We start from the raw sequence: 23,967 nt of genomic DNA on the forward strand, positions 1-23,967 counted from the left end.
ACGCTCGCTTCGGCCGGTGCGGTCGAAACGCGCTTACCATCACGGTAGCGCTCGGCATAGTTGACCACCGATCTCTTGTTTCGTCGTATGTAGACTTGCAGCGTTTTGAGCAGTTTGTCGGCGCGGTGCGCCCAAATGCTTGGCACAATCTCTCTGGACAAATCTCGTCGGACCCTTGCGATCAAGGACAATGCTCGACCCGCTTGCCCGTTCCACAATCGCCATCTTATTCGTTCCATACGACTCTCGAAGCTCGACATGTGCTTCGGGGCCGTTGCTCCGAGCTGGGTCAGCGGCAGTATCTTCATTGAAATCTGAAACCAATCGAGGATGTGGGTCACCGGCTGCGGAAGCATGCCCACCAGGCGCTTCAGGCATTCCGCACCATCTGTAATAACCGTGATATCGCCTTGGTCAGCGTATCCCTGCCTCTTGAGTGCCAGAGCCGCCACCGCCTTTAGTTCCCTAGGGTGTGTACCCTCGAACGCAAAGACTGGCCCTGTCATATTACCCCTACCTCCTCGAGCACAATGGCCAACAACAGCTTCAAACGTTCGTCCGCCATTTCGCTTGACCAAGGGTATGTGCGCCGTGTCGACAGTATATACAAATTCACTTGCCGGGTCGCCGACAAGCGCAAGCTCAAGCTGCTTTCTATCCGAATAGTCCAAGTCTTCGAACCAGCACTGCTGCCTTTCGGCCTCCTCGATCCTTTTCCCGATGGCTAGGGTTCGATTGCGAAGCGTGGTGAAGCTTCGCGCAGATTGATCCGGCAGGAACGTCGCCAGCACGTCTGATGCCTCCCGGTAGGAGAACCTGGCACCCAGTTTTGCAGACAGTTCTAACAGTTCCGGGGTAGCTCGGTCTGGGCAGATATCCGCAACCGGAGAATACGCCATGCACATCGCTGGGTGGCATTTCTGGCATACGACGAGCCGGGGAAACTTCACCATCACTGCTCCATGCACGGTGAGCAGTTTTCGTGTTTGGTAATCCTTGATGGGCAACAAGCCGTCGCAACTTGGGCACGTGCGGCAATACCGGATCCACAAGTCCAGCTCGCGTTCGACGACGATCTTCTGAACCTGTTTCATGATCGCTTTGCCATCGTCGATCGAGCATCCGACATCCCCGCTCGCAAAGCCATCGAGACACTTTTCGATCAGGAATTCCTTGCGGTACTCGTCCCCCGTCGGGTCAAGAGCCTCCAGTACGATGCGCCAATGCATTCTTGCCTCCATAAAACTTTCTATGGGCAAGGAGATTACATCAACCGATCGGATTCACCCCAGAGTTTTGAACGGTCTCATAAGGGTCGGTGGTAGCGACGGACTGAATATCTCGGAGCTGAAGTCGCGTTTGCTGTTCTCCCAAAAACTAATTTTTGTCGCGACGCCTGAGTTTGTCGAACGGTATGGCGCACCGGAGGGTTTGGAAGAAATTTCGGACCGCCCCACCGTGAAGCAGATGACAGGAAACTGGGGCGTGGTAAATCGATTGCACAGCGGCAGCAAGCTTGTCGAATTTAGGATGCCGGATACATTTGTGGTGAACTCGCCAAATGCAGCGATAAACGCCGTAAAATCAGGGCACGTAATGGGATTGATCGGTGACTATCTCGTCCAGGACATGCTGGCGCAAGGTCAACTCCAAAGGCTTTTGCCAAGCTACGAGACAGAAGAGCAACCTGTGTATGCGGTTTTCGTCCACCGCAATTACATGCCTGCAAAACTCAGGGCCTTTATAGACCATTTAGTCGAAGTGCTGAGATGAACAACTGTCACCCTCAACCACGGTGGGTCGTTTATCAAAAGCTGACATTTAGCATCAGCTTTCATTGGGCTGCTTAGTCCGCATCACAATCATTGGTGCATCGCACAGCATCGGTCAAAGTGGGCTCTGAGCCGCCGCTGGGGTTGATGCAGCATCTCAGTCTGAATCATGGTTACGTGTTGCGAGGTCAGCCCAGAACCGACCTTGGCCAAGGCCAGTCGACGTTGCGTTCGCAGCCCGCATTACGGTCGATCTCTGTAAGCGGGTAGTTTGTGTCGCGATAAATATCGGGACCGCAGACACTGCTAAGTTCGATTCGTCTGTATCGAAATGGACTCCGTGGTGTCTGGGCACGTAGTATCGTCAGGGTTGAGATCGACTAGAATCCAGTTGGATAAGGTGCATACAATGGCTTTGAAAGAAACTTCCGTAAACGTTCATTACAAAGTTGGCAAATGGTTGCCTTCGGATCAGAGTGTGCTGGATGCATGGTCTACAAAGATCGCAGCCAAGGCTGAGCAGGACACCACCCCTCTTTTGCCCTCTGTACAGAGGCTGAAGACCCTGATCGAGACGGATGCGAAGGCGTATATGTTCTTTTCACAGATGTTTCAGGAGGTGCCTGAGAACAAGAAAACCACACCTTCAGGCAAGCCGCAGGTGCGCGACTATGAACATATGCTTCGGCTGTTCAACACGATCATGACACATGCGCCCGAATTCAATGACAGCGGTTTGGTTGGGTTTCCGTTCAATGCGATTCTCGATTGGTCAATGGCCAATGTTGGCGGTTGGGCTGGGTTTTTAGACGACAAGGTTGATGACTGCCTACGTGATATGCTGAATGAATGGGCCATATTTCTGCAATCACCGCAAAGCAGGTCTGTTTTAACTAATGATCCTAAAACCGGGTGGTTCGGCACAAATGCGCAAAAAGCGATGCCTACCTTCAAAGAAGACTTCATTTGCGACCCGTCGCTGCCTCACTTCGGGTTCAAATCTTGGGATGATTTCTTCACGCGCCGGTTTCGTGAAGGAGTCCGACCGATCGCTGCGCCAGACGATGATACAATTGTTGCCAACGCTTGCGAGTCTGCACCATATCGCGTCGCTCGAGAAGTAAAACTTCGCGATCAGTTCTGGATCAAAGCGCAACCCTATGCGCTGCAATTCATGCTGAATAACGATCCTCTGGTTGATCACTTTGAATCGGCCACAGTATACCAGGCTTTCTTGAGCGCACTCAGCTATCATCGCTGGCATGCACCGGTATCGGGTCGGGTTGTCAAAACCCGTCGGATCGAAGGAACTTACTACTCGGAAATCATGCCGGAAGGGCTGGACCCTGCTGGTCCAAACGCTTCGCAAGGTTACATCGCTGAGGTAGCCACGCGCGCGTTGATTTTCATCGAAGCGGACAACCCGGATATCGGCCTAATGTGTTTCGTGGGCATCGGCATGGCCGAAGTATCGACCTGTGACATCACCGTTTTCGAAGGCCAACATGTCACCAAAGGTGACGAGATTGGCATGTTCCATTTTGGAGGCTCTACGCATTGCTTGGTCTTTCAGTCAGACGTTGATATCGATTTTGATTTGCATGGGCAGGAACCGGGACTGGACAGCACCAACATCCTGGTCAACCAGCGGATCGCAACAGTTGGACCGCGCAAGTAGACCCTATTCTTCACCCCGAAAACACCTGAGGCAGCTGCCCGTCGACCAACATCCAAAGGGCGACGCCTGCCAACAGAAGCAGAGCCGCGGCGACCAATCCCTCGGCCCGGTCAAACGCGCTGGCTTTATCTGCAGCCATCCGGCGTGCCCAATAGAATACCGGCAATCCGGCCGCATAGATGATGGCACCCGCCAGCATGAACTGTATGCCCGCCGCATAGACCAGCCAAAGTCCGAAGCTTGTCGCGAGCATACTGGTGATCAGGGCCGTATACTTGCCGACCTTTGCAGTGCGCGGGTAATCGCCTGACCAGATCACCTTCCAAAGGAACACGGCAGAGCCGATGTATGCTGGTAGGATGACCACGCCAGTAATCGAAAGCATCAGATTCCATGCGTTGTCGGCAAAATAAACAATGATAATAGCCGCTTGCATGATCAAGGTTGAAATAATCAGCGAATTCGACGCAGTACCAGCCTGGTTGGTTTTGGCAAAGAACCTCGGAAAGGTCCCGTCCTTTGCGCAGACACACGGCAACTGTGCCACTAGCAACGTCCAGACCAGCCACGAGCTGAGCAAGGCGATGATGACGCCGATATTGATAAATACCTCGCCCCAATAACCAATGAGCGACATCATGATGCCCGCGGTTGAGGGCGGGGCCAGTACTGCAAGCTCGCCTTGGGACATCACGCCAAACGGTACGACAGAGATTAGCACAAAGACAACTGTCACGATGAAGTAGCCAAGGATCGTTGCGCGGCTGACGGTTTTGGCATCTGACTGATCCGACATCACTACTGCGCATTCAATGCCGATGTACATCCAGAGCGTTACAAGCATGGTGCTTTTGATCTGGTCGAGCAGACTGCCCAAAGGTTTGTCAGCATTCTGGGCGACGGAAACATTCCCCCAGAAATCCGACGAAATAAGACCTTTTCCAAACGAGAAGAAAGCCACCACCGCAAGGAACACAAGAACTGGCAAAAACTTAGCCACGGTTCCGATGCTGTTCAGAAGTGACGCTCCTTTCACGCCGCGCATGACCAAAAAACACAGGCCCCAGATGATCAGCGAGGACCCCAGTGTGGCCTGCCAGGTATTCCCGTCTTGAAAGTATGGTGGTAAGAAGTAATTCAACGTGTCCATCAGCAAAACCGCATAGCTGACATTTCCGAATGCGACGGACAGCCAATATCCCCAGGCGATCAGGAATCCGGCCAACCTGCCGAAGCCAGCGCGGGCGTACATGTAGATGCCCGAGGTCATCTCGGGGTGGATATCGGCCAAAACCTGAAAGCTTCGCGCGACAAAGAAAACACCCAGTCCGCTGATGAGCCAGGCAATGAGAATCGCACCCAGCGCAGCCTGCTCGGCCATGTTTTGAGGAATGTTGAAAACCCCACCACCAAACATCGCGCTGACGACTAACAGAGTCATGGCGAACAATCCCAGTTTCCTAGGTGCAAGTGTCGGTTGAACATCTCCTTTCGATGCTTCCGAGCCTTGGTTAGATTGCACTGCCATAAGTTCGATTGTCCGATCGGTCTCTAAGCTTGCTTTCCCCGCTTACGTTACATAACCGTTGGGGTTTGTATTCCATTATTTGCTGCAATGCATGAATGGTTTTTAATTTGATTTTCAACGCATGAAACGTACGAACGAAGTTCGACGATTATCCTGGGAGCCCCAGAGTAGCATCGGAGTTGAAAAGCTTGAATATCGTAAATCTTCTTCATGGCTTATTGAATAAGACTGTAGGCGCAGAACCGATCTTGAGTATTGCAGACCGCATTCCAGACGTTCGCTGAGACGGCAAAATTAAATCGACGAGTGAACTCGCAGTTGACAGGACTAAGCAGCCGCGTGCTGCGGTCGCGCAAGTGTCCGCTTCGAAACCGTTTTAAGGGTCAGAGCTCGTTCTTGCTTCATAGGCAGAATATGACAGTTGCGGCGAGAGCGATGGAGGCGGGGAAGACCTTTGGGCACCTGCCATAGGGGGTTGCAACGCGCCGCCAATCCTTGAACCTACCGAACATAATTTTGATCCGATCGCGCCGCTTGTAGCGGTGTTTGTCGTACTTAACAGTTGCTTTGCGTTGCTTCCTACCAGGGATACATGCGCGTATCCCTGTGTCTTTCAGGGCTTCTCTGAACCAATCGGCGTCGTAACCTCGATCTCCGAGCAGCCATTGGACATTGGGCGGGCCGCCCAAAAGTGCCTTTTCCCCGATGTGATCATTAACCTGACCTCCAGTAACAAAGAGGTACAAAGGTCGCCCTTTGCTGTCACGGATGGCGTGCAACTTGGTACTGATAACGCCTTTGGTTCTACCGATCAGGCTACCGCGCCCCCCCTTTTTACGGCCAAACTGGACGCTGTACGGTGGGCTTTAAGATAGGTGGCGGATCATGACCGTCTTCTTTTCACCATGCTCAGCGGCCAGGCCGACCATCATCTGGCCAAATATGCTCTTGTCATTTCACTGCTTCCAGCGGTTGTACAGGGTCTTGTATGGGCCGTACTCCCTGGGCGCATCCCGCCATCGTAACCCGTTGTGGCTGAAGAAGATAATCCCACTCAATACGTGCCTATCATCAACGCGTGGTTTGCCTTCGGACTTGGAAAGAAGGGCTTCAAACGCGCCATCTGCGTGTCACTTAACCAAAAAAGATCAGACATGTTCACCGCTCGTTTTTAGAACCGTGAATCACGTTTCTACCGGAAAACAATGGGTGCCTGACCCTAGAAACATCGCCCCGAGTTTACCTTCCAAACCCTTACATTCATGACGCCAAAAATCTCGACAATGGGAACTTAAATGTATCTTCATGGCATTTCAGCGCATTTAGCACTGCGGGTCCCGTGAAGTCGCGCGTATCATACTGACAAACACTGACCAACGGGTGACGGTGACCAACCTCATGATTGAATTGCCGCTCGTAAGCAAACAGTTGATCGTGGCTCATTCCCAAATCCAAGCACCAACTCATATCGCCCAGCAACCGAAAGCTTCGCCACCCAGCCCGCGTCGCCTTAAAGATATTACGCTCAATGTAGCGACACATCTCTTCCCCATCGGGCAAACCACTGCTCTGCAACAACTGGCCGGTTTCTATCGCTTGGGGTAACCCATCCCAAGCCTGACCTATATGGCCGAGAATTTCAGCACGCACCTTTTCTGTTGCGATCAGAAAGCACCCGTCACCATTGCGTAGACCATCGGCCAGAAAAGGCACCGACCATTTTAGCCGGCCCAGATCGCTCTCATAAAGTGTGCAGATGTGATTTCCGTATTCAATTGCCACACCTTCCAGTAACACCTCGCTTGGGCGAGCAACCTGAGATGCTTCGCCGTCCGCCATAACGTTGCCGTCCAAAAAGGCCATTAGATCCTGGCGGCGAAAACGACGTTCTTTCTTGACGCCAATGCGCTGACAAACCAAACGACCTGCATTGGTCCAACGACGCAACGACGCCTCACTAACCTTCAGGATGGCTGCGGCTTCCTTGATGTTCAGAAGCTCGTTGCCTGGATCGTGCTGCTTATTCACGTTCACTCCTTGCGACAATATTTCGCCTCTTCTACCGGACGGCATTACGCGTTGATAATTTCCACAGCTCGTTGGTCTTAAAGGCAATTTCTGCACAGTAACTGCTTTTCCTGCCCCACTATATCCGACTGGGTAAAGTGAACAATACCAATGGTATTTAGCTATACTTAGCTATACATTTCTATCCTTTCATAGATTTTATTGACAAAATGCCGCACTCAAAGCTAACGTTCATAATCAATGCGCACCGAATAATGCACTGCTGCCTAAATTTTATTCGGTAAATACGCCCGGCACCGATGTCCTGGTTGAACCGGGCTCGTGAAGCCAGGCTTTCAACAGAGAGGACACACCACATGACAGACAAAGTCCGGCTTTTGCACCACCCGGCTTCCCAGCCCTGCCGCACGGCTCTGCAATTTCTGATCGAAAATGACATCCCGCATGATGAGGAGGTCGTTGACATCACGACCAACATCAACGAACGGCAGGACTTCAGAGATGAATACAATCCGACTGGCCAGGTACCGATCCTTTGTGACGGCGATGTACGCGTCTGGGAAAATGTCGCCATCGGGCGCTATCTGAACGAGAAATATAACTGCGCCGATCACTGGTTCGGCGGTACGCTGCCTGAGCGCACGCGGGTCAACATGTTCGTACAATGGTACGCCTACACGCTGCGTCTCGGCGGGGGGGCCTTCCATTGGACGATCTTCGCACCAATGATCTACGGGGCAGACAAGGATTTCACTGCCGAGGTACGCAAAGGTAAGCATCTGCTGTACGAGGCCATGGATCTGCTGGAAAACTACTGGCTGAAGGACACCGAATATCTGTGCGGCGACCAGATCAGCTATGGCGATCTGGCGGCGTTCCACGAATTCGTATCGCACGAAGCAGGCGGTATTATCCCCGATACCGCTTGGGCTAAGCATCCCAAGACACGCGCCTGGTTCGAAAAAATCTCTGAACGTCCGGCAGCGCGGCAGGTCAGTGAATGGCAATACGAGACGATCCGTCAGGTACTGGGCGGTGAATTGAAGGTGACCTTCACGCGCCGCACCGCCGTTCTGAAAGGCACCGAGGCGCATGGTGGCCACAACACCGGTCTGGTTCATACCGGCGACAAGCATGATTACATCGCCGAGGTTGAATCAGCGAGCTAATCCGCAGGCCACCTGGACAGATTGGAATGCCGCCCTGTTAGCCCAGGTGGCTTTCCGATCCACCTTTCCACTCGGACATGGCCTTTGCGGCGTTCCAGTTCAGAAAAGAAGGCACCGATTATGCGTACCCGTGCCGCCGTCGCCGTTCAGGCAGGCAAACCTTTGGAAGTGATGGATGTGAACCTCGAAGGCCCCAAAGCCGGTGAAGTTCTGGTTGAAATCAAGGCTACCGGCATCTGCCACACCGATGAATTCACCCTGTCGGGCGCTGACCCCGAGGGGCTGTTTCCCGCAATTCTGGGGCACGAAGGCGCAGGCGTTGTGGTTGAGGTCGGCCCCGGCGTGACCAGCCTGAAGCCGGGCGATCATGTGATCCCGCTCTACACGCCGGAATGCCGCGAATGCGAATACTGTTTGCATCCAAAGACAAACCTGTGTCAGGCAATCCGCACCACGCAGGGACAAGGGCTGATGCCCGACGGAACCTCGCGCTTTTCGACCTTGGATGGTGATCCGATCCTGCACTACATGGGCTGCTCGACCTTCTCGAACCACACGGTTCTGCCTGAGATCGCGCTGGCCAAGGTGCGTGAGGACGCGCCGTTCGACAAGATTTGCTATATCGGTTGTGGCGTAACCACCGGCATCGGTGCCGTGATCAATACCGCCAAGGTGGAAATCGGCAGCCGGGCCATCGTGTTCGGCCTGGGTGGCATTGGTCTGAACGTCATTCAGGGCCTGCGCCTGGCCGGAGCCGACCAAATCGTCGGCGTCGACCTGAACCCAGCCAAGGTCGAGATGGCAACCAAGTTCGGTATGACCGATTTCGTGAACCCCAAAGAGGTCGAAGGTGATCTGGTGCCCTACCTGGTCGATCTGACCAAGGGTGGCGCGGACTACACGTTCGACGCCACCGGTAATGTCGGCGTAATGCGTGACGCGCTGGAATCGGCGCATAAAGGCTGGGGTGAGTCGATCATCATCGGTGTAGCACCTGCGGGGGCCGAGATCTCGACCCGTCCGTTCCAACTGGTCACCGGTCGCTCATGGCGCGGAACTGCCTTTGGCGGTGCGCGGGGCCGGACCGACGTACCCAAGATCGTCGACTGGTACATGGAAGGTAAGATCGAGATCGACCCGATGATCACCCACACCATGGGTCTGGACGACATCAATCACGGTTTCGACCTGATGCATAAAGGCGAAAGCATCCGCTCGGTCGTGGTGTACTGAGGCTCTAAACTGGCGAATAATGGTGGATCATAGATGAGGTCAAGCACTGTTTTGGGATTTTGGCACATTGCCTTAACTCGACCAGTGGTACGGCGCGCGACTCGTATTTCCTTGATCGTTGGTACAGTTTTGGCCGCGATCAATCATGGCGACCGCCTGCTATCGGGCGACATCGATCTGACAATGGTTGCAAAGATCCTGGTGACGTATTGCGTACCCTATTTGGTCTCAACCTATTCCTCGGTTCTTGCCATTCGCGAAAACAGCATCACTGAGCAGATCCGTGACTAGGGCTTCCACTCGGTCCAAATACCGAGGGCTGAGATCTTGCACTGTACCTAACGGCAGTTGGAGCAGCACACAGCGTCACGTTTGAAACGGAGGCCCCAAGAAGCCCTCGGCTGATCTATCGTGACAGACGACCTGCTATCCGACACCCGCAACCCTGAAATCGCAGCAGTTTTGAGCCAAACACCAATACATCAGAAACTCTATTCAAATGAACTGAGTGCAGTTCTTCGTTACACCCAAAGCCTGCGCCCGGATCTGAAAACAACCGGTTGCTCGCAGCGCTTTGTTGTGGATCAGCTAGCGCACGATCCCCCTCCCCCTTCTTAGCGTATGCAAGATCTAGAAAACGAGTGCGAACGATTAGAAGGTCCAGGTTTCCGAGTAGGGGCGCAGCTCAATCTCATTGCTCCAGGCCGATCTCGGCTGCAAATAAGCATGCCAATAGCTAAGCGCCACGTCATCCGGGTGCGCCAGTTTCTCAGGGTCGTAGCGGTCGCCATAGCGTTCATGCATCACCGGAACATCCAGGTCGCAGTCTAGTCGCACATGTACGATATGAATGCCGTCCTTGGCATAAGCACGTGTCAGGCTTTGCGACAACGCTCTAAGATCAAATTTCCCGATCGCATAAAGTGGCATCTTACCTGACCCCCTGAAAGCTGCGGTCGAACTTGAGAAAAACACACTGCCCCCGCCATTGCTGCGCATCGTGGGCAGCACTGCTTTTGCCGCTGCAAACGCACCGATGACCTCGAGCCGCAAAGTTGCCTCCAGCGCTTCATAGCTCATCTCCAGAGGATCGATGGCCGTAAATGCATCACGCACATTGTAGATCAGCACATCGATCGGGCCCAGCTCACTCGCAGCGATTGACAGCGCCTCTTCAAGTGTCGCAGGGTCGGTCGCGTCTGCGCAATAGTATCGCACCTGCGCCTCAGGCCTCGCTTCAAGGGCCGCGACCCTTGCTGCGGCACTACCCTGTTCAGTGCGTGAGACCAGAGCAATGTCCATCCCTTCGCTGCAGAATTTGCGCGCCAGCGAAGCGCCCAAGCCCTCTCCAGCTCCAATGATTGCACAGACTTTCGGCATAGCGTTCCTCAGTTCTCGGTTACCAATTGTTATGCGTCGTACAGGACGGCGCAGCGCACTTCGATACTCCACCGGTCCGGGGCGTCGTCTCCGACAGACGAGTCGGTAAAGGCGCTATGGAAACTGAAAGTTGAAGCACCCCCCGGTTGAGCGCTGTCTGCATTCGCCCCCTTCGAACGAGAGAGTTCGCCAGCGGAGTCCCATTGCTTGATCAACAAGGCCTCATCCCGCGTCATCTCAGGGTAAAAGAGCCACTGATGTTGCTCCGAGTATTTGGCATAGTAATTTTCGCCGATCCGGTCCGCATAGTGGATTTCAAACACCACCAGATCCTTCGGACTGACCAAGGCTGCATCGCACAGAGCCAAAGGGTCTGTCATGACTGGGTTGTGGTCAATGTTACGCCACAAGTTGATGATAGCATAACGCCCCTTTCTGATCGCCTCGTCCACCGCATCCTTGTCGAGCAGCGTCATCCCATCTTCTAAAATGAAACTGTAGGTATCATTGCCTGTCGGCGGCCGGGTCAGATCTCGCAGCCGCTGTGGTGCGCTGGTCATGGTGTAGTCGCCATGGACCATATGCAGCGGTGGCTGCACCTGTTGCCCACCTACAATCCGCTGCATGTTTCGGTTACCCGAAACCGAACGGACATTGTGATCGAACGCCGCCACGACGTTAGCACCGGTAGCCTGCCGAATGATCTCTTGGCACTGAGGATAGTAGCGTCGCACCACCTGTTGGTTACTAAGAAAATCAATGTCGGGACCGTCCAAAGGCCTCTGCAACAGCTCGAAACCGTTAGGGTCTAGCCGGTGACGCACTGCACCGTCAAAGTCGCGGGCATCGCGAACACTTATCTTGCGCCTATCGAAACTGGTGCCAACCCATTTATCATCCGACCCACTGTTGTCGCGTAGTGTGTATACTTTGCCGTTGCGCAGCAAAGACGTCTGGGTTGAGGCATCCAGATAAGTGAATTCTCCAACCCGCTCAATTTGTGCAATCAGGCTCATTTGCATTCCTTTCGGATAACGACGTTAAAGATATCGAGTCTATTTGCTTTATTGGTAAGGATTGTGAGTTCTTATTTCGATTACATTGATGGTCATCATAAGCAAAATTGGAAGAAATGATTATCAATGTCAATTAAAGTACATTAAAATGAAGAACTAGCATGCTAACTTGCGGAACCTTGGCCTGCCCAGCTGAATTGCGGCTCAATGTCCCGACGTAGCTTCCAAACGTGCCATGGGAAACTACAGGAGCCAATAAGACCTATACCTCAACGGGTTGCCCGCGCAGGCTGTCCTTAGCTGGATCGATGTTTTGCCTCATCAGAGTGGCGGCCCTGAGCGGTCACTCAAACACGTGCTTGGATGCTGCAGTCGTGCCCTCATAGCCGCTGTTCGCTGCATCTGTTCAAACTAGGCGCTTTCAGACTACTGGACAGCCTGTCAAAGTGTAATTTTGCTGCGGCTGCGCGAATAATGGCTTTGGTTGGAAGACCCTAAGCGGATTTGTTTGCGTCGTGGAATATCCAGACCATGCGGTCAACGAACCAAACCTTGGGCCCGATCGAAAGCACCAAACCGCAAATAGTCGCCCACAGGTCAAGGACGATCAGACCCCATACGAGGATCACCATTCCAACAGCAGACATAGCGGTTAGTATGTTGGCCATGCGGACGTGATGTTCAGCTATAGGAACCACTTTGCGATTGAGAAACAGTCTTTCACCCATAACACCTTTTGCGGCCCAGCTGTCCAACTTCGCCGGCGGACCAAACAGCCTCGGGTTCGCCCACGTCCACAGGATCGCCAAGGCTAACGGTACCAGTGCCCACCAGCCAAGCCAAACCCGCGACCAGATCGCAAGTGCAATGATTGGCAGACAGCTGAAGCGCGTATAGACGCTCCATGGGTTCGCGTGACGAGCCCATGCCTCATCGTCCATCGTCATTAGGCGCTCGGCTGCTTTGAAGATGTCTGCCATGACACAATACTAGCTCGGAGGCCTCCTAAACACCATTCGAGTTCATACGCCGGTCATTGGTTTCTTCTACAGCGACTGAAGCGTCGGGCTCTTTGCAAACCTCGGAGCAGATGCAGCATTAGTCCCGCCTTGCTTGCCGCGACCTAGCCATCGGCCCAAACCAGACCTTGAAAACTGTGTTCTAATGCTGCAGCCGCAGCCTGCATTGCAGACCTTCACGGCGCGCGCGAAATTCGAGGTCGCGCGAACTATAGATATGCGGACGAATCCGACTGGTGCCGCCGCGGCTAATGTCGATGCAGCCTCCCTTTTCGGTTGCAGCACGATCTTCTCAGCATTGCTGTGTAGTCGCTAGAGAAGTCGTTAAAGACTGGTTTGAGCGCAGGACTCCATACCGCCCTTTCGCCGCAAATTGATCAGACCAGCGAGGCGCGGACAGATCTATAGCTCAAACCTCCGAGCTCCAGCGCATAATAACCGAGAAGCACCTGAGCGGATGTGAGCTGCCTGCGACAGATCGGATCTACAAGGCTTCGCTGAACGTGATTACGATTTTTCCCGCCGAGTTCTGATGAAATTCAGGTTGTGTCACCCAAGTCCAGTCTAGCTTCGAATTCGCCCCAGTCACCCGATGTATCCGGCTCGTGATGCGAAATCCATATTGCCGCGGCAGCACCGATATCGAACCGCGGTGTTACAGTTGTTGTGATTTTCTTGGGGAGCGCGGACAAGAAGCCCAATCCGTTGAAACCTGCAAGCGCAACATCGCCGGGAACGTCCAGACCCTCTGCCAGACAGTGCATCAGCCCGCCTGCCGCCAAATCGTCGTTTGCAAAATAGATTGCTTCCGGACGGTCAGGCCGTTGCAGTACTTCTCGGATCAGTCTTCGCCCAAGCTCCATTGATGAGGCTTCGCTGGATTTTTCGATGTAGGTTATGGAGGCTCCGGCGTCGCGAATGACGCCGGCAAACGCTTTAAACCTTTTCGTCGCACGCAAATCCAGATCACCAAGGCTGCCGATATACCCGAAGCGCCGATAGCCACGCTGGACCAGATGCCTGCCCATGTCCGCTCCGACTTTAGTGTGCGAAAACCCAAAGCATTTTGAGATTGGATCCCCATCTATATCCATGATCTCCGCAACACGAACACCAGTTTGCTTGACGATTTTTCGTAACTGATCCGTATGTTCCAATCCAGGCAAAATCAATCCGCGCGGCCGCCAGGACAAGAGGTCGAAAACCAAGTCCTCTTCGACCTCTAGTGAATACTCTGAAACGCCAAAAACCGGCCTTAGCCCGCTTTCCCCCAACGTTTTATTGATGCCTGCAAGCACTTCGGTAAAGACGCGATTCTGCATAGTGGGGACCACAACCCCGACGATTGGATTGTCATAAGTTGCGTTGCCCCCAGCGAGGCGGTTGTGGACATAGCCGATTTCACGAGCAGCTCGCACCACCTCATTCTTAACGTCTTTTGAAATATACCCAGCGCCTCGCATCACGCGAGAGACGGTCATCTGACTGACCCCTGCAACCCGCGCGACATCATGCATTGTCGGCTGGGTTTTCTCTGTACCTGTTGTCCGGCGCTTTACCATTATGGGTGTCTCTTTTGTTTCTTTTCTTGACCTATGTTTACGTAAACACTAAACCTGATTGCAATGTGTTTACGTAAACATTCGTGACGCAGAACGACATTTAACAAAGGGCGGATTGGCCGCCAGGGAGGACCTATGAAAACACTTCTTATGAGCTCGGCCATTGCGCTTGCCTCTGCGGGTATCGCTTTTGCGGATACTTATCGCCCAGAGTGCTTTGCGCCCGCGCCGGGAACTTCGACCAAGCAGTATGATGCCAAGGACGGGCCGTATAAGCTGGCCTTCGTGAATGGATTTGCCGGCAACGACTGGCGCATTCAAGCGATCCAATCGGCCAAAGCATGGGCGGCGCGTCCCGATAATGCGGGCAAGATTGATGAATTCACCGTTGTCTCGGTTGGCAATGACAGTGCGGCGCAAATCGCGGCCATCGACAACTTTATCGCTGCTGGATACGACGCGATCACTTTTATCGCCGTGAACCCGACTGCGTTTGAGCCTGTCATTCGCCGCGCAGAACGTGCCGGTACGATTCTGGTGCCGTTCGACAACGTCTTGGACACGGATAAGGTGGTTCAAGTCAACGAGAGCCAGCTTGCTCTTGGGACGCTCAAGGCGCAGACCGTAATGGACATTCTTGGCGGTGAAGCGGATAAAATCCTGATGGTCAACGGCCTGCCCGGCAACGCGACGGACCGTGATCGCCGTTTGGGCATGATGTCCGTTCTGGAAAAAGTCGACGGGCTTGAGATTGTCGAAGTGGTTGGCAATTGGGACACCGGTACCAGCCAGAAAGTGGTTGCCGATGCGCTGGCGACCCATGGCGAGTTTGACGCGGTTGTGTCGCAGCACGGCTCTGCCGGTTCGATCAATGCCATGCAAGCCGCAGGTCATCCAATTGTACCTATGGGTGTTGATGGCGAAAACGGCGTACGGATGCTGATGAGCGAACTTGGCATTCCAGGCATTTCGGCCAGCCAGGCTCCGGCCATGTCGGCTATCGCCCTGGAGGCTGCCGTTGCGTTGCTTGAAGGTAATGAACTGCCGCAGACGATCTTTTTGCCTATCCCACAGGTCAAGGCAGACGCGCTGGAAGCCGGGGTGAACTATTTCCCTGATCTGCCGAAATCCTTTAACACCGGAACGGGCTATGCGGAGTGCTTCGCGCCTTTCACACCGGAAGAGCTGTTGGGTCAGTCTCCTGACAACACCTGAACGTTAAAGACAACGCGGTGGCGTAGCGATTGCGCCACCGCTTATGGTTTCCAACATGACAAACAAAACAATGCCTCTTCTTGAGATGCGGGGCATCTCAATGCACTTCGGTGCGACCAAGGCTCTGGACGGAGTCGATTTTACCTGTAACGCTGGTGAAGTTCACGCCGTATTGGGGGAAAACGGCGCTGGCAAATCCACGTTGATGAAATTGATCGCTGGCGTATTGCAGCCCACACAGGGGCAGATTTTTGTCGACGCAACGGATGTCCAGCTTACCAATCCAAAGACTGCATTGCGCCATGGGCTTGTCTGCATGTTCCAGGAACTGTCGCTTGTTCCCGACCTCACGGTGCGCGAAAACCTGTTGCTGGGGGCCAGCGATAGCGGTCTTGGCTGGCTACGCGGAATGGGCCTTGGCAAAGCGCAAAAGGTACTGGCGCGTATTGGCGGCGAAGACATTGCCTTGTCGTCGCGCGTGGCCGATCTGACTTTGCCCCAACGCCAACAGGTCGAGATTGCCAAAGCCATAATGAAGGCCCCGCGCTTGCTTATTCTGGACGAGGCTACATCTGCGCTCAGCGCGTCTGTCGTCGAAAAGGTCTTTGATCTGGTGCGCGAGGAACGCGACGCAGGCACCGCAATTTTATTCATCTCGCACCGCTTTCACGAGATCGAAGCGTTGGCCGATCGTATCTCGGTATTTCGCAATGGGCAGCGGGTTGAAACCTTTGCAAAGGGTGCGCATGACTATGGTGAAATCATTGACATGATGGTTGGCCAGAAAATCGAAGAATTATTCCCGCCGAAACCGCCCAACAACCCCGAGGGCGAAATCATCTTGTATGTTGATAGGTTGTCCTGGGAGGATCGCGTAAAAAACGTCAACTTGACCGTGCGCCGTGGTCAGATCATCGGGCTTGGCGGGCTGGACGGTCAGGGGCAAGGCGCGTTTATGATGGGCCTGATCGGGTTGCTTCGAAAAACCCAAGGCGAAACAGCTCTGTCGGGTGTGATCACACAGGTTTCCAGCCCGAAGGCTGCAAAACAGCCCGACATCGGGTTGGCCTACATACCCGAGGACCGCAAGACCGAGGGGTTGATCCTGGATCAGAGCATTCAGGAAAATCTGGAACTTGCCGCCCTCGGACGGGCTGATCTCGATGCGGGGGATGCTGCGCTCTATGCTGCGTCGCTGGAACAACTTGCGCTCAAACACGGCGGGCTAGAGTTGCCGGTGTCGTCGCTATCGGGCGGCAACCAGCAAAAGGTCGTCTTGGCAAAATGGCTGGCGCTCAACCCGCGCTGCCTGCTTCTTGCTGATCCGACACGCGGGATCGACGTAAAGACCAAGACACAAATCTACGCCATCCTGCGCAAACTGGCTGACCAGGGGGCTGGCGTTGTACTGCTCAGCACCGACTACGAAGAACTGATCCAGCTTTGTGATGAAACGCACGTGTTCTTTGACGGTGAGATCGTTGCCTCGCTCAGCGGCGCGACGCTGACACCTCAGAACATCATCGCTGCCACGCTGAATGTCTCGGGCAAGGGGGCGATTGCCCATGCTTGACTATATGAAGTCGAACCGGCGTGAGATGATTGCCGCGCTGGTTCTGGCCCTGCTTCTGGCGACCTATCTTGGCACCCATCCGCGTGGAGCTTCGACCTATGTGATGACAATCTGGGCCAACCAGTGCCTGATCCTGGGCCTTGCTGCCTGTGCTCAGTTTTTTGCGGTGGTTGTGCGGGGGATCGACCTGTCGGTGGGGGCTGTGATGGCGCTGACCAATTGCATTGCGTCCTATCTTCTGGATGGGTCGGCGGCAGGGATCGTCTTTGGCATGATCGCAGTCGTTGGGGCGGGCGCACTATGCGGGCTCTTGAATGGTGTTGTAATTGTCTATGGCCGCATTCAACCCATCGTGGTGACGCTGGCGACGGCGTCGATCTTTGTTGGCATAGCGCTCTTGCTCCGGCCCACGCCAGGAGGCGCTGTGAACTATGATCTGGCAGATGCCATGACGCTGGACATTCTGGGGGTGCCAACAGCGCTGGTGATCACAGGCGTTGCTGTCTTGGGCTTCTGGCTACCGTTCCGGCGCACCGGGCTGGGCCTTGGACTTTATGCGCTTGGGTCCTCCGAGCAGGCGGCGTTTCAGTCGGGCCTCGACACAAGGATCATCCGGCTTGCAGCCTTTACCTTGGCCGGGGTTTTCGGTGGGTTGGCAGGGTTGTTCTACAGCTTTGTCACCACAACAGGTGACGCAGGCATCGCCGCTGGCTTCACGCTCAACTCTATCGCGGCGGTGGTGCTGGGCGGGGTGTTGCTGCGCGGTGGTGTCGGTTCCCTGATTGGCGCGCTCGCGGGCGCATTCATTCTGAAAACAATCGCATCGCTGATGTTCTTCTCGGGCATCCCATCACTCGCGCAGCCCTTGTTCGAGGGGCTGATCCTCGCAGCTGCCATCGCAATCGGCGGAGCGGATGTCTTGCGCGCACGCAACAAGCTGGAGGTGTTCTCGTGATCCGCACTATGACCCTCGACAGCCTTATGCCCTATCTCGGCGCGGTTGTGCTGATCATCGCGGGGAGCTTTTTCTTCCCGCAGGTGCTGAGCGCAGATTATCTGACCCAGCAGCTTCAGATCGCGGCGTTTCTTGGCCTTTTGGCGACCGGAGCGACCATCGTGATACTTTTGGGGCATATCGACCTGTCTGTGCCATGGGTTCTGACAGGGGCGGCGATCCTGTCCACCGCTCTGGTCGGCTCTGGCAACTCAATCCTTGGCGCCCTGGCTGTTCCAGCCGCCTTGGCCTTTGGGGCGTTGATAGGCGTTATCAACGGGTTGGGCGTCGCTATTCTGCGCATCCCGTCCATGGTCTGGACCCTGGCGGTCAATTCCATGCTGCTTGGCCTTGCCGTGCTGAATACTGGTGGCTTCAACCCCAAGGGTGAAGCAAGTCCACTTATGGTGACAATGGCCTCGGGTGATATCGTCGGGCTACCTGTCAGTTTCCTGATCTGGATTGCTATCTGCCTTGGGCTGGCCTGGATCCTGACTCGCACGCCGTTTGGCCGGTATTTGCGATCTATCGGGTTCAACGAAAAGGCTACGTTTCTGTCCGGTGTCTCTACCCCGTCGGTTGTATTCACGGCATTCGCAATTGCTGGAATGTGCTCGGCCTTGGGGGGCGTAATGCTGGCGGGCTATGCCAACCAAGCCTACCAGAGCATGGGAGACCCGTTCCTTTTGCCGACCATCGCGGCTGTCGTGATCGGAGGTACGTCGATCCTGGGCGGACGTGGTGGGCTTTTCGGCACCATTGGCGGCGCGTTGTTCATCACACTGCTCACGTCGATCCTGTCGGTGATGCAGATCGGGGATGCCTGGCGCAACATCATCTTCGGCATCATCATTCTGGTGATGCTTCTGTTTCAAACCCTCAGAAAGGGAGCGAGATCGTGACCGACCCTCATTTCATCACCGTTGATCCCCGGTTTGGCGATTTCGTGGACACATCGCGCCCGCCCGAACAGATCGCAGATGGCTGCATCTGGACCGAAGGCCCGGTCTGGCTGGAAAACGCGCTTTATTTCAACGACATTCCCAACAAGCGGATGATGCGGTGGGCCCAGGAGGGTGTCGAGGTTGTTTTGGCAAATAGCGAGTTCGCAAATGGCAATACGCTCGACCTGAACGGATATATGGTGTCTTGCGAACATGGCGGGCGGCGGGTGATCCGGCGGCTTGATCCAATGGACGCGGATTCGGTGGAAATCATCGCAGACAGCTTCGAAGGCAAGCGGCTCAACTCCCCCAATGACGTCATAGTACGCTCTGACGGGTCGATCTGGTTCACCGATCCCCCTTATGGCATCAACTCTGATGCGGAAGGCTACCCGGCAGAAAGCGAGATTGGCTCGTGCAATGTGTTTTGCGCGACTCCTGACGGCGCGTTGCACTCTGTCGTCACGGACTTCGACAAACCTAATGGCTTGGCCTTTTCCCCAGATGAAAGCCAGCTTTACGTAGCCGATTCAGGGGCGATAAAGGGCGCGAGTTTCCCCGGCATCGACTATGACCTGCCGCACCATATCCGAGTGTTCGATGTCGATGGCACAACGCTTTCCAATGGTCGCGTTTTTGCCGTTGTTGCGCCCGGCATACCAGACGGGTTTCGGGTGGATCATGAAGGGTACATATGGACATCGGCGCTTGATGGCATCCACTGCCTGTCGCCAGAAGGGGCACTGATCGGCAAGATATGGTTGCCGCAACAAACCTCTAACATCTGCTTTGGGGGTGGGGATGGACAAACGATGTTCATCACCTCGTCTGACAAGGTTTATCGCGTCCAAAGCGGCCGTCGTGATGCCGCTCATGCTTTGCGGGGAGAGTTTCCATGAACCTGAATATCGCTGTTTTTGGTCTGGGGTCCATGGGCTACGGAATGGCGCAATCTTGCCTCCGATCCGGGCATCGGGTGTTCGGGCAGGACGTGATACCCGAGCGGGCCGCCGGATTCATAGCTGAAGGCGGGCAAAGCGGATCACCCGACGATCTGGATGCGGTCGTTGTCGTGGTGCTGAACGCGGAGCAGACCGAAAGCGTCTTGTTCGGCCCGGATGGGGTCGTTCCAAGGTTGCGAGCGGGTGCTGTTGTGTTGGCCTGTGCCACAGTTCCCCCCGGCTTTGCCCGTGAGATGGAGCGGCGCTGCGCGGCCGAAGGGATCCACTATCTCGATGCACCGATCTCCGGGGGATCTGTCAAGGCGGCAAAAGGAAAGCTCAGTGTCATGGCATCGGGCACGGCAAAGGCATTCGACGCGGCGCAGCCTGTCCTTGATGCCACCGCAGAAACAGTGTTCCGCCTGGGTGATACTGCCGGGGCCGGATCAGCGATGAAAGCTGTTAACCAATTGTTGGCCGGGGTCCATATCGCCGCCATGGCCGAGGCGCTGACCTTCGGCATGACGCAAGGTGTTACGCCCGAGAGCTTTCTCGACGTGATTTCAAAATGCGCAGGCACCTCCTGGATGCTCGAGAATCGCGCGCCACACATCGTAGATGGAGACTACACCCCGCATTCTCAGGTGAATATCTGGCCCAAGGATCTGGGTATCGTGCTGGATGCCGCCAGTGCCTCGGGTTTTCATGCCCCCATAACGCGGGCGGCACTGTCGCAGTATGGCGAAGCCGTCAAAATGGGATTGGGTCACGAGGATGATGCGGCAGTTGCCAAGGTCTATGCCCGCGACAGCGGCCTGACCCTGCCGGGAGAGAAGCCATGAAGCTTGGCTGTATCGGCGATGATTTCACCGGCTCCAGCGATCTGGCCAATACGCTGGCCAAAGAAGGCATGCGGGTCGTGCAATATACCGGCGTGCCCGACGCCCCCGCAGCGCCCGAGGTCGAGGCGGGTGTCGTCGCGCTTAAGTCCCGCTCGATTGACCCGGATGCCGCTGTGGCGCAGTCGCTTGCTGCGCTCGATTGGCTAAAGGCGCAGGGCTGTAGCCAGATTTTCTTTAAATACTGTTCCACGTTTGATTCTACTCCCGACGGCAATATTGGTCCCGTGGCAGACGCCCTGGCCGAGGCCCTTGAGGCAGAGCAAGTCATCGTCTGCCCTGCTTTTCCGGGCACAGGTCGCTCGGTCTATCAGGGGCATCTGTTCGTAAATGACCGGCTATTGAACGAAAGCGGAATGGAAAATCACCCGCTGACGCCGATGACCGACCCGGACCTGCGGCGCTGGTTGGCACCGCAAACCCGCTATGCGGTTGGCCATGTCACGGCAGAGACGGTATTTCGCGGGCCGGAGGCGATCCGGACCGCTCTGACCCGAGAACAGGCGGCAGGTAAACGTCACGTTGTCGTGGACGCCATTCACGACACTGACTTGCGGGCCATTGGCGCGGCGGCAGTTGACTTGCCGCTTGTAACAGGCGGTTCGGGCGTCGCGCTCGGCCTGCCCAACAATTTCGGTTGCACGCCGGACGCGCCCGATTGGTACGGGCAGCCCGGCCCGGCGCTGGCGCTGTCGGGGTCCTGCTCGGTTGCCACGCGGGCGCAGGTGGCCGAACACGCCAGGGCTCATCCGTCGCAAGAGGTTGCCGCAGCCGACATCATCGAAGGGAGGGTCACTCCGGCTTCCGTTCTTGATTGGGCCTATGGCGCGGAAGGGCTTGCGCTGATCTACACCTCTGCCGATCCCGAAGCGGTGAGGATGGTGCAGGACAGGTTCGGGCGTGAGGTTGCAGCCATTGCGGTAGAGGCTTTCTTTGCCGAACTAGCCCGGCAAGCCGTTGCTCAGGGGGTGACGCGTTTGATAACAGCAGGCGGCGAAACCTCTGGTGCAGTGGTCGAGGGACTGGGGCTGAAGGAATTGCAGATCGGGCCAGAGATTGACCCCGGCGTACCCGCCCTTCGGGCAGGGCCGGATCTGGTGATCGCGCTGAAATCCGGCAATTTTGGTGCGCCTGATTTTTTTGTTAAAGCCAATAAGGTGCTTGGTGGATGAACGAAACAGCCCTGCGTGAACACATCTGTACCTTGGCGGCGTCGCTGTTTGGTCGGGGGCTTACCCATGGTGCGACCGGCAATATATCGGCGCGAACGGAAGATGGCGGCTTGCTCGTCTCACCCACAGGCACCAGCTTTGGCCGATTGGACCCGGCGCGGCTCAGCCGTTTCGACGCGTCGGGCCGCCAGATCGACGGAGATAAACCAACCAAGGAAATGCCGCTGCACAGCGCATTCTACGACACGCGCAGCACAGCCGGCGCGGTGGTTCATTTGCATTCATGTCACTCGGTGGCATGGTCAATGATGCCGGATGTCGATGCCGACGATTTCCTTCCCGCCCTGACTCCCTACGCGATAATGCAGCTTGGCCGCGTTAAGCTTCTACCTTTTTTTGTACCCGGTGATCCCGCGATGGGCGATGCGGTACGCGGGCTGGCGGGCAAGCGCAGCGCCGTGATGCTTGCCAATCATGGCCCGGTCGTGGCGGGCAAAACCGTCGAGGCAGCCTGTAACGCTATCGAAGAGTTGGAAGCTACCGCAAAGCTTGCCATGTTGATGCACGGCACACCCGCGCGCGGGCTATCGCCAGAACAGGTACAGGCCGTCATCACCAAATTCGACGTCGAGTGGGAAACATGACGCAATTCTCTGCCAATCTCGGCTTTCTCTGGACCGACCGCAGCCTGCCCGAGGCCATCCGCGCCGCCCATGCTGCGGGATTTGCCGCTGTGGAATGCCACTGGCCCTATGATACCCCTGCCAACGAAGTCCGCGCCGCGCTTGATACGACCGGCCTGCCGATGCTGGGTCTTAACACTATTCGAGGCAATCAGGGTGAAAACGGTCTTTCTGCGTTGCCGGGCCGAGAGGCCGAGGCACGTATATCGATAGATCAGGCAATCGCCTATGCGGATGCGGTTAACGCCCGCGCCATTCACGTCATGGCCGGTTTTGCGTCCGGCGATGAAGCGCGGCGTGTTTTTGAAAACAATCTCGCCTATGCCTGCGACAGAACAGATCGCACCATCCTAATCGAACCTTTGAACCGTCATGACGCGCCTGGTTACTTTTTGCAAAACACAGATCAGGCCCGCACTATCATCGAGGCAGTAAATGCACCGAATCTCAAACTGATGTTTGATTGCTACCATGTGGGTCGCACCGAGGGTGACGTGACAACCCGCCTTGCGGACCTAATGGACATTATCGGACATATCCAGTTCGCTGCCGTCCCGGATCGAGGTGCGCCAAATCGTGGGGAACTGAACTATGCCGCCATATTTGACACAATTTTCGCTCTCGGGTGGCGAGATCCCCTCGGCGCTGAGTACAAACCACTCGATGGTGAGGTTGACTTAGATTGGATGGCTTCACTTGGATGAACAACCCATAGGGACGAAGAAGGTCAAGGTGTTGGAAAAAGGAGATCAGCTGAGTCTGCCACTGAGGGCAGTAAAAACCTATACTACCTCTAAACCATGCGCCGGCATCCCGAAGCATAGCCGTTTTTGGTATTTTCATGTTTGTGGTCGTAACCTGAGAAAGCTATCGTTCGTGAATAGTGCATAAACCGTGCGTTTAGGCTCCTTACAGACCTCGTTCATAAGTGGCATACGTCCCTGCCCTGCTCTCCACGATTTATCCAACGCTCCGAAACTGTCGTTGATCTATACACCTTTGCGCTGCAGTGCGACCCATCTTAGCCGCCATTCGTTACGGTTGAAGGCTGCGATAGCATGATTGTCAAACTCAACGTTCGTATTCGCTAGAGTAATCTGGTTACTCCTTAGTGCGACAATAATCAATGCTGATTTTTGTATACAATTAAGTGCTTGAGAA

21 protein-coding genes and 1 pseudogene are annotated in these 23,967 nt (G+C 55.2%); 14 read left to right on the forward strand and 8 right to left on the reverse strand.

The window, feature by feature from the left end; genetic code table 11:
* The coding region (locus ACR0DG_RS18600) for a hypothetical protein (protein ID WP_480707260.1) at positions 1-1,229 on the reverse strand (1,229 nt) is incomplete at its 3' end.
* Between the two features lie 22 nt (positions 1,230-1,251).
* Between ACR0DG_RS18600 and ACR0DG_RS18605 the strand changes: the two genes are divergently transcribed.
* Both ACR0DG_RS18605 and ACR0DG_RS18610 read left to right on the forward strand, forming a co-directional pair.
* The gene (locus tag ACR0DG_RS18605; protein ID WP_480699951.1) at positions 1,252-1,773 is read left to right on the forward strand and encodes a LysR substrate-binding domain-containing protein; all 522 of its coding nucleotides are present in this window, start codon (positions 1,252-1,254) and stop codon (positions 1,771-1,773) included.
* Positions 1,774-2,181: 408 nt separating this feature from the next.
* Complete coding sequence (locus tag ACR0DG_RS18610) at positions 2,182-3,450, forward strand: phophatidylserine decarboxylase associated domain-containing protein (RefSeq protein ID WP_480699950.1); 1,269 nt, start codon at positions 2,182-2,184, stop codon at positions 3,448-3,450.
* 10 nt (positions 3,451-3,460) lie between these two features.
* Here ACR0DG_RS18610 and ACR0DG_RS18615 read toward each other — a convergent pair whose 3' ends face one another.
* From ACR0DG_RS18615 to ACR0DG_RS18625, 3 genes and pseudogenes are all read right to left on the reverse strand, one after another.
* Positions 3,461-4,978 carry a basic amino acid/polyamine antiporter gene (locus tag ACR0DG_RS18615; RefSeq protein WP_480699949.1) on the reverse strand — a complete coding sequence of 506 codons (1,518 nt, stop codon included), beginning with the start codon at positions 4,976-4,978 and terminating at the stop codon, positions 3,461-3,463.
* A 401-nt stretch (positions 4,979-5,379) separates the two neighbouring features.
* Positions 5,380-6,134 (reverse strand): annotated as a pseudogene (locus ACR0DG_RS18620) (IS5 family transposase).
* Positions 6,135-6,238: 104 nt separating this feature from the next.
* Positions 6,239-7,102, reverse strand: coding sequence for an MEDS domain-containing protein (locus ACR0DG_RS18625; RefSeq protein ID WP_480699948.1), 864 nt, complete (start codon positions 7,100-7,102; stop codon positions 6,239-6,241).
* 260 nt (positions 7,103-7,362) lie between these two features.
* Here ACR0DG_RS18625 and ACR0DG_RS18630 point away from each other — a divergent pair, with 260 nt between their 5' ends.
* The 3 genes from ACR0DG_RS18630 to nrtS all read left to right on the forward strand — a co-directional run bounded on the left by ACR0DG_RS18630 (position 7,363) and on the right by nrtS (position 9,699).
* A complete protein-coding gene (locus ACR0DG_RS18630; RefSeq protein WP_480699947.1) occupies positions 7,363-8,175 on the forward strand; it encodes a glutathione binding-like protein in 813 nt (270 codons plus the stop codon).
* 120 nt (positions 8,176-8,295) lie between these two features.
* Entirely contained in the window at positions 8,296-9,408 is a 1,113-nt protein-coding gene (locus ACR0DG_RS18635) for an S-(hydroxymethyl)glutathione dehydrogenase/class III alcohol dehydrogenase (protein WP_480695776.1), read from the forward strand.
* Between the two features lie 84 nt (positions 9,409-9,492).
* Positions 9,493-9,699: a nitrate/nitrite transporter NrtS gene (gene nrtS, locus ACR0DG_RS18640; RefSeq protein ID WP_480707262.1), complete on the forward strand. Its 207-nt coding sequence runs from the start codon at positions 9,493-9,495 to the stop codon at positions 9,697-9,699.
* A gap of 360 nt (positions 9,700-10,059) precedes the next feature.
* Here the strand turns inward: nrtS and ACR0DG_RS18645 are convergent, their stop codons facing one another.
* From ACR0DG_RS18645 to ACR0DG_RS18660, 4 genes are all read right to left on the reverse strand, one after another.
* Positions 10,060-10,788, reverse strand: coding sequence for an SDR family NAD(P)-dependent oxidoreductase (locus ACR0DG_RS18645; RefSeq protein WP_480699945.1), 729 nt, complete (start codon positions 10,786-10,788; stop codon positions 10,060-10,062).
* A 29-nt stretch (positions 10,789-10,817) separates the two neighbouring features.
* Entirely contained in the window at positions 10,818-11,804 is a 987-nt protein-coding gene (locus ACR0DG_RS18650) for a CmcJ/NvfI family oxidoreductase (protein WP_480699944.1), read from the reverse strand.
* Between the two features lie 494 nt (positions 11,805-12,298).
* Positions 12,299-12,784 (reverse strand): DUF6653 family protein, encoded by a 486-nt coding sequence (locus tag ACR0DG_RS18655; protein WP_480699943.1) that lies wholly within the window; start codon positions 12,782-12,784, stop codon positions 12,299-12,301.
* A gap of 578 nt (positions 12,785-13,362) precedes the next feature.
* Positions 13,363-14,385: a LacI family DNA-binding transcriptional regulator gene (locus tag ACR0DG_RS18660; protein WP_480699942.1), complete on the reverse strand. Its 1,023-nt coding sequence runs from the start codon at positions 14,383-14,385 to the stop codon at positions 13,363-13,365.
* A gap of 135 nt (positions 14,386-14,520) precedes the next feature.
* On the opposite strand from ACR0DG_RS18660, the gene ACR0DG_RS18665 reads away from it, so the two are divergent.
* The 9 genes from ACR0DG_RS18665 to ACR0DG_RS18705 are packed head-to-tail and all read left to right on the forward strand — an operon-like array spanning position 14,521 to position 23,510.
* Positions 14,521-15,600: a sugar ABC transporter substrate-binding protein gene (locus ACR0DG_RS18665; RefSeq protein WP_480699941.1), complete on the forward strand. Its 1,080-nt coding sequence runs from the start codon at positions 14,521-14,523 to the stop codon at positions 15,598-15,600.
* Positions 15,601-15,655: 55 nt separating this feature from the next.
* Complete coding sequence (locus ACR0DG_RS18670; RefSeq protein ID WP_480699940.1) at positions 15,656-17,173, forward strand: sugar ABC transporter ATP-binding protein; 1,518 nt, start codon at positions 15,656-15,658, stop codon at positions 17,171-17,173.
* On the forward strand, positions 17,166-18,128 hold the full coding sequence (locus ACR0DG_RS18675; protein ID WP_480699939.1) for an ABC transporter permease: 963 nt from the start codon (positions 17,166-17,168) through the stop codon (positions 18,126-18,128). The genes ACR0DG_RS18670 and ACR0DG_RS18675 overlap by 8 nt, the downstream gene beginning before the upstream one ends.
* On the forward strand, positions 18,125-19,069 hold the full coding sequence (locus ACR0DG_RS18680) for an ABC transporter permease (protein ID WP_480699938.1): 945 nt from the start codon (positions 18,125-18,127) through the stop codon (positions 19,067-19,069). The genes ACR0DG_RS18675 and ACR0DG_RS18680 overlap by 4 nt, the downstream gene beginning before the upstream one ends.
* The gene (locus tag ACR0DG_RS18685; RefSeq protein WP_480699937.1) at positions 19,066-20,010 is read left to right on the forward strand and encodes an SMP-30/gluconolactonase/LRE family protein; all 945 of its coding nucleotides are present in this window, start codon (positions 19,066-19,068) and stop codon (positions 20,008-20,010) included. The genes ACR0DG_RS18680 and ACR0DG_RS18685 overlap by 4 nt, the downstream gene beginning before the upstream one ends.
* On the forward strand, positions 20,007-20,894 hold the full coding sequence (gene ltnD, locus ACR0DG_RS18690) for an L-threonate dehydrogenase (RefSeq protein WP_480699936.1): 888 nt from the start codon (positions 20,007-20,009) through the stop codon (positions 20,892-20,894). Before ACR0DG_RS18685 ends, ltnD begins: the two co-directional genes overlap by 4 nt.
* A complete protein-coding gene (gene otnK, locus ACR0DG_RS18695; RefSeq protein ID WP_480699935.1) occupies positions 20,891-22,123 on the forward strand; it encodes a 3-oxo-tetronate kinase in 1,233 nt (410 codons plus the stop codon). Before ltnD ends, otnK begins: the two co-directional genes overlap by 4 nt.
* Entirely contained in the window at positions 22,120-22,767 is a 648-nt protein-coding gene (gene otnC / locus ACR0DG_RS18700) for a 3-oxo-tetronate 4-phosphate decarboxylase (RefSeq protein WP_480699934.1), read from the forward strand. The genes otnK and otnC overlap by 4 nt, the downstream gene beginning before the upstream one ends.
* Positions 22,764-23,510, forward strand: a complete 747-nt coding sequence (locus ACR0DG_RS18705; protein WP_480699933.1) for a hydroxypyruvate isomerase family protein — start codon at positions 22,764-22,766, stop codon at positions 23,508-23,510. The genes otnC and ACR0DG_RS18705 overlap by 4 nt, the downstream gene beginning before the upstream one ends.
* Positions 23,511-23,967: the final 457 nt, after the last annotated feature.

It is taken from the genome of Ruegeria sp. BG8 (assembly GCF_056538325.1).

Coding starts and splice junctions, on each gene's coding strand:
- ACR0DG_RS18705 (WP_480699933.1), top strand. CDS start 22,764: ATGACGCAATTCTCTGCCAATCTCGGCTTTCTCTGGACCGACCGCAGC.
- ltnD (WP_480699936.1), top strand. CDS start 20,007: ATGAACCTGAATATCGCTGTTTTTGGTCTGGGGTCCATGGGCTACGGA.
- ACR0DG_RS18655 (WP_480699943.1), bottom strand. CDS start 12,784: ATGGCAGACATCTTCAAAGCAGCCGAGCGCCTAATGACGATGGACGAT.
- ACR0DG_RS18630 (WP_480699947.1), top strand. CDS start 7,363: ATGACAGACAAAGTCCGGCTTTTGCACCACCCGGCTTCCCAGCCCTGC.
- ACR0DG_RS18665 (WP_480699941.1), top strand. CDS start 14,521: ATGAAAACACTTCTTATGAGCTCGGCCATTGCGCTTGCCTCTGCGGGT.
- ACR0DG_RS18670 (WP_480699940.1), top strand. CDS start 15,656: ATGACAAACAAAACAATGCCTCTTCTTGAGATGCGGGGCATCTCAATG.
- ACR0DG_RS18605 (WP_480699951.1), top strand. CDS start 1,252: ATGGGCAAGGAGATTACATCAACCGATCGGATTCACCCCAGAGTTTTG.
- ACR0DG_RS18610 (WP_480699950.1), top strand. CDS start 2,182: ATGGCTTTGAAAGAAACTTCCGTAAACGTTCATTACAAAGTTGGCAAA.
- ACR0DG_RS18645 (WP_480699945.1), bottom strand. CDS start 10,788: ATGCCGAAAGTCTGTGCAATCATTGGAGCTGGAGAGGGCTTGGGCGCT.
- ACR0DG_RS18635 (WP_480695776.1), top strand. CDS start 8,296: ATGCGTACCCGTGCCGCCGTCGCCGTTCAGGCAGGCAAACCTTTGGAA.
- ACR0DG_RS18660 (WP_480699942.1), bottom strand. CDS start 14,385: ATGGTAAAGCGCCGGACAACAGGTACAGAGAAAACCCAGCCGACAATG.
- ACR0DG_RS18675 (WP_480699939.1), top strand. CDS start 17,166: ATGCTTGACTATATGAAGTCGAACCGGCGTGAGATGATTGCCGCGCTG.
- otnK (WP_480699935.1), top strand. CDS start 20,891: ATGAAGCTTGGCTGTATCGGCGATGATTTCACCGGCTCCAGCGATCTG.
- otnC (WP_480699934.1), top strand. CDS start 22,120: ATGAACGAAACAGCCCTGCGTGAACACATCTGTACCTTGGCGGCGTCG.
- ACR0DG_RS18650 (WP_480699944.1), bottom strand. CDS start 11,804: ATGAGCCTGATTGCACAAATTGAGCGGGTTGGAGAATTCACTTATCTG.
- ACR0DG_RS18615 (WP_480699949.1), bottom strand. CDS start 4,978: ATGGCAGTGCAATCTAACCAAGGCTCGGAAGCATCGAAAGGAGATGTT.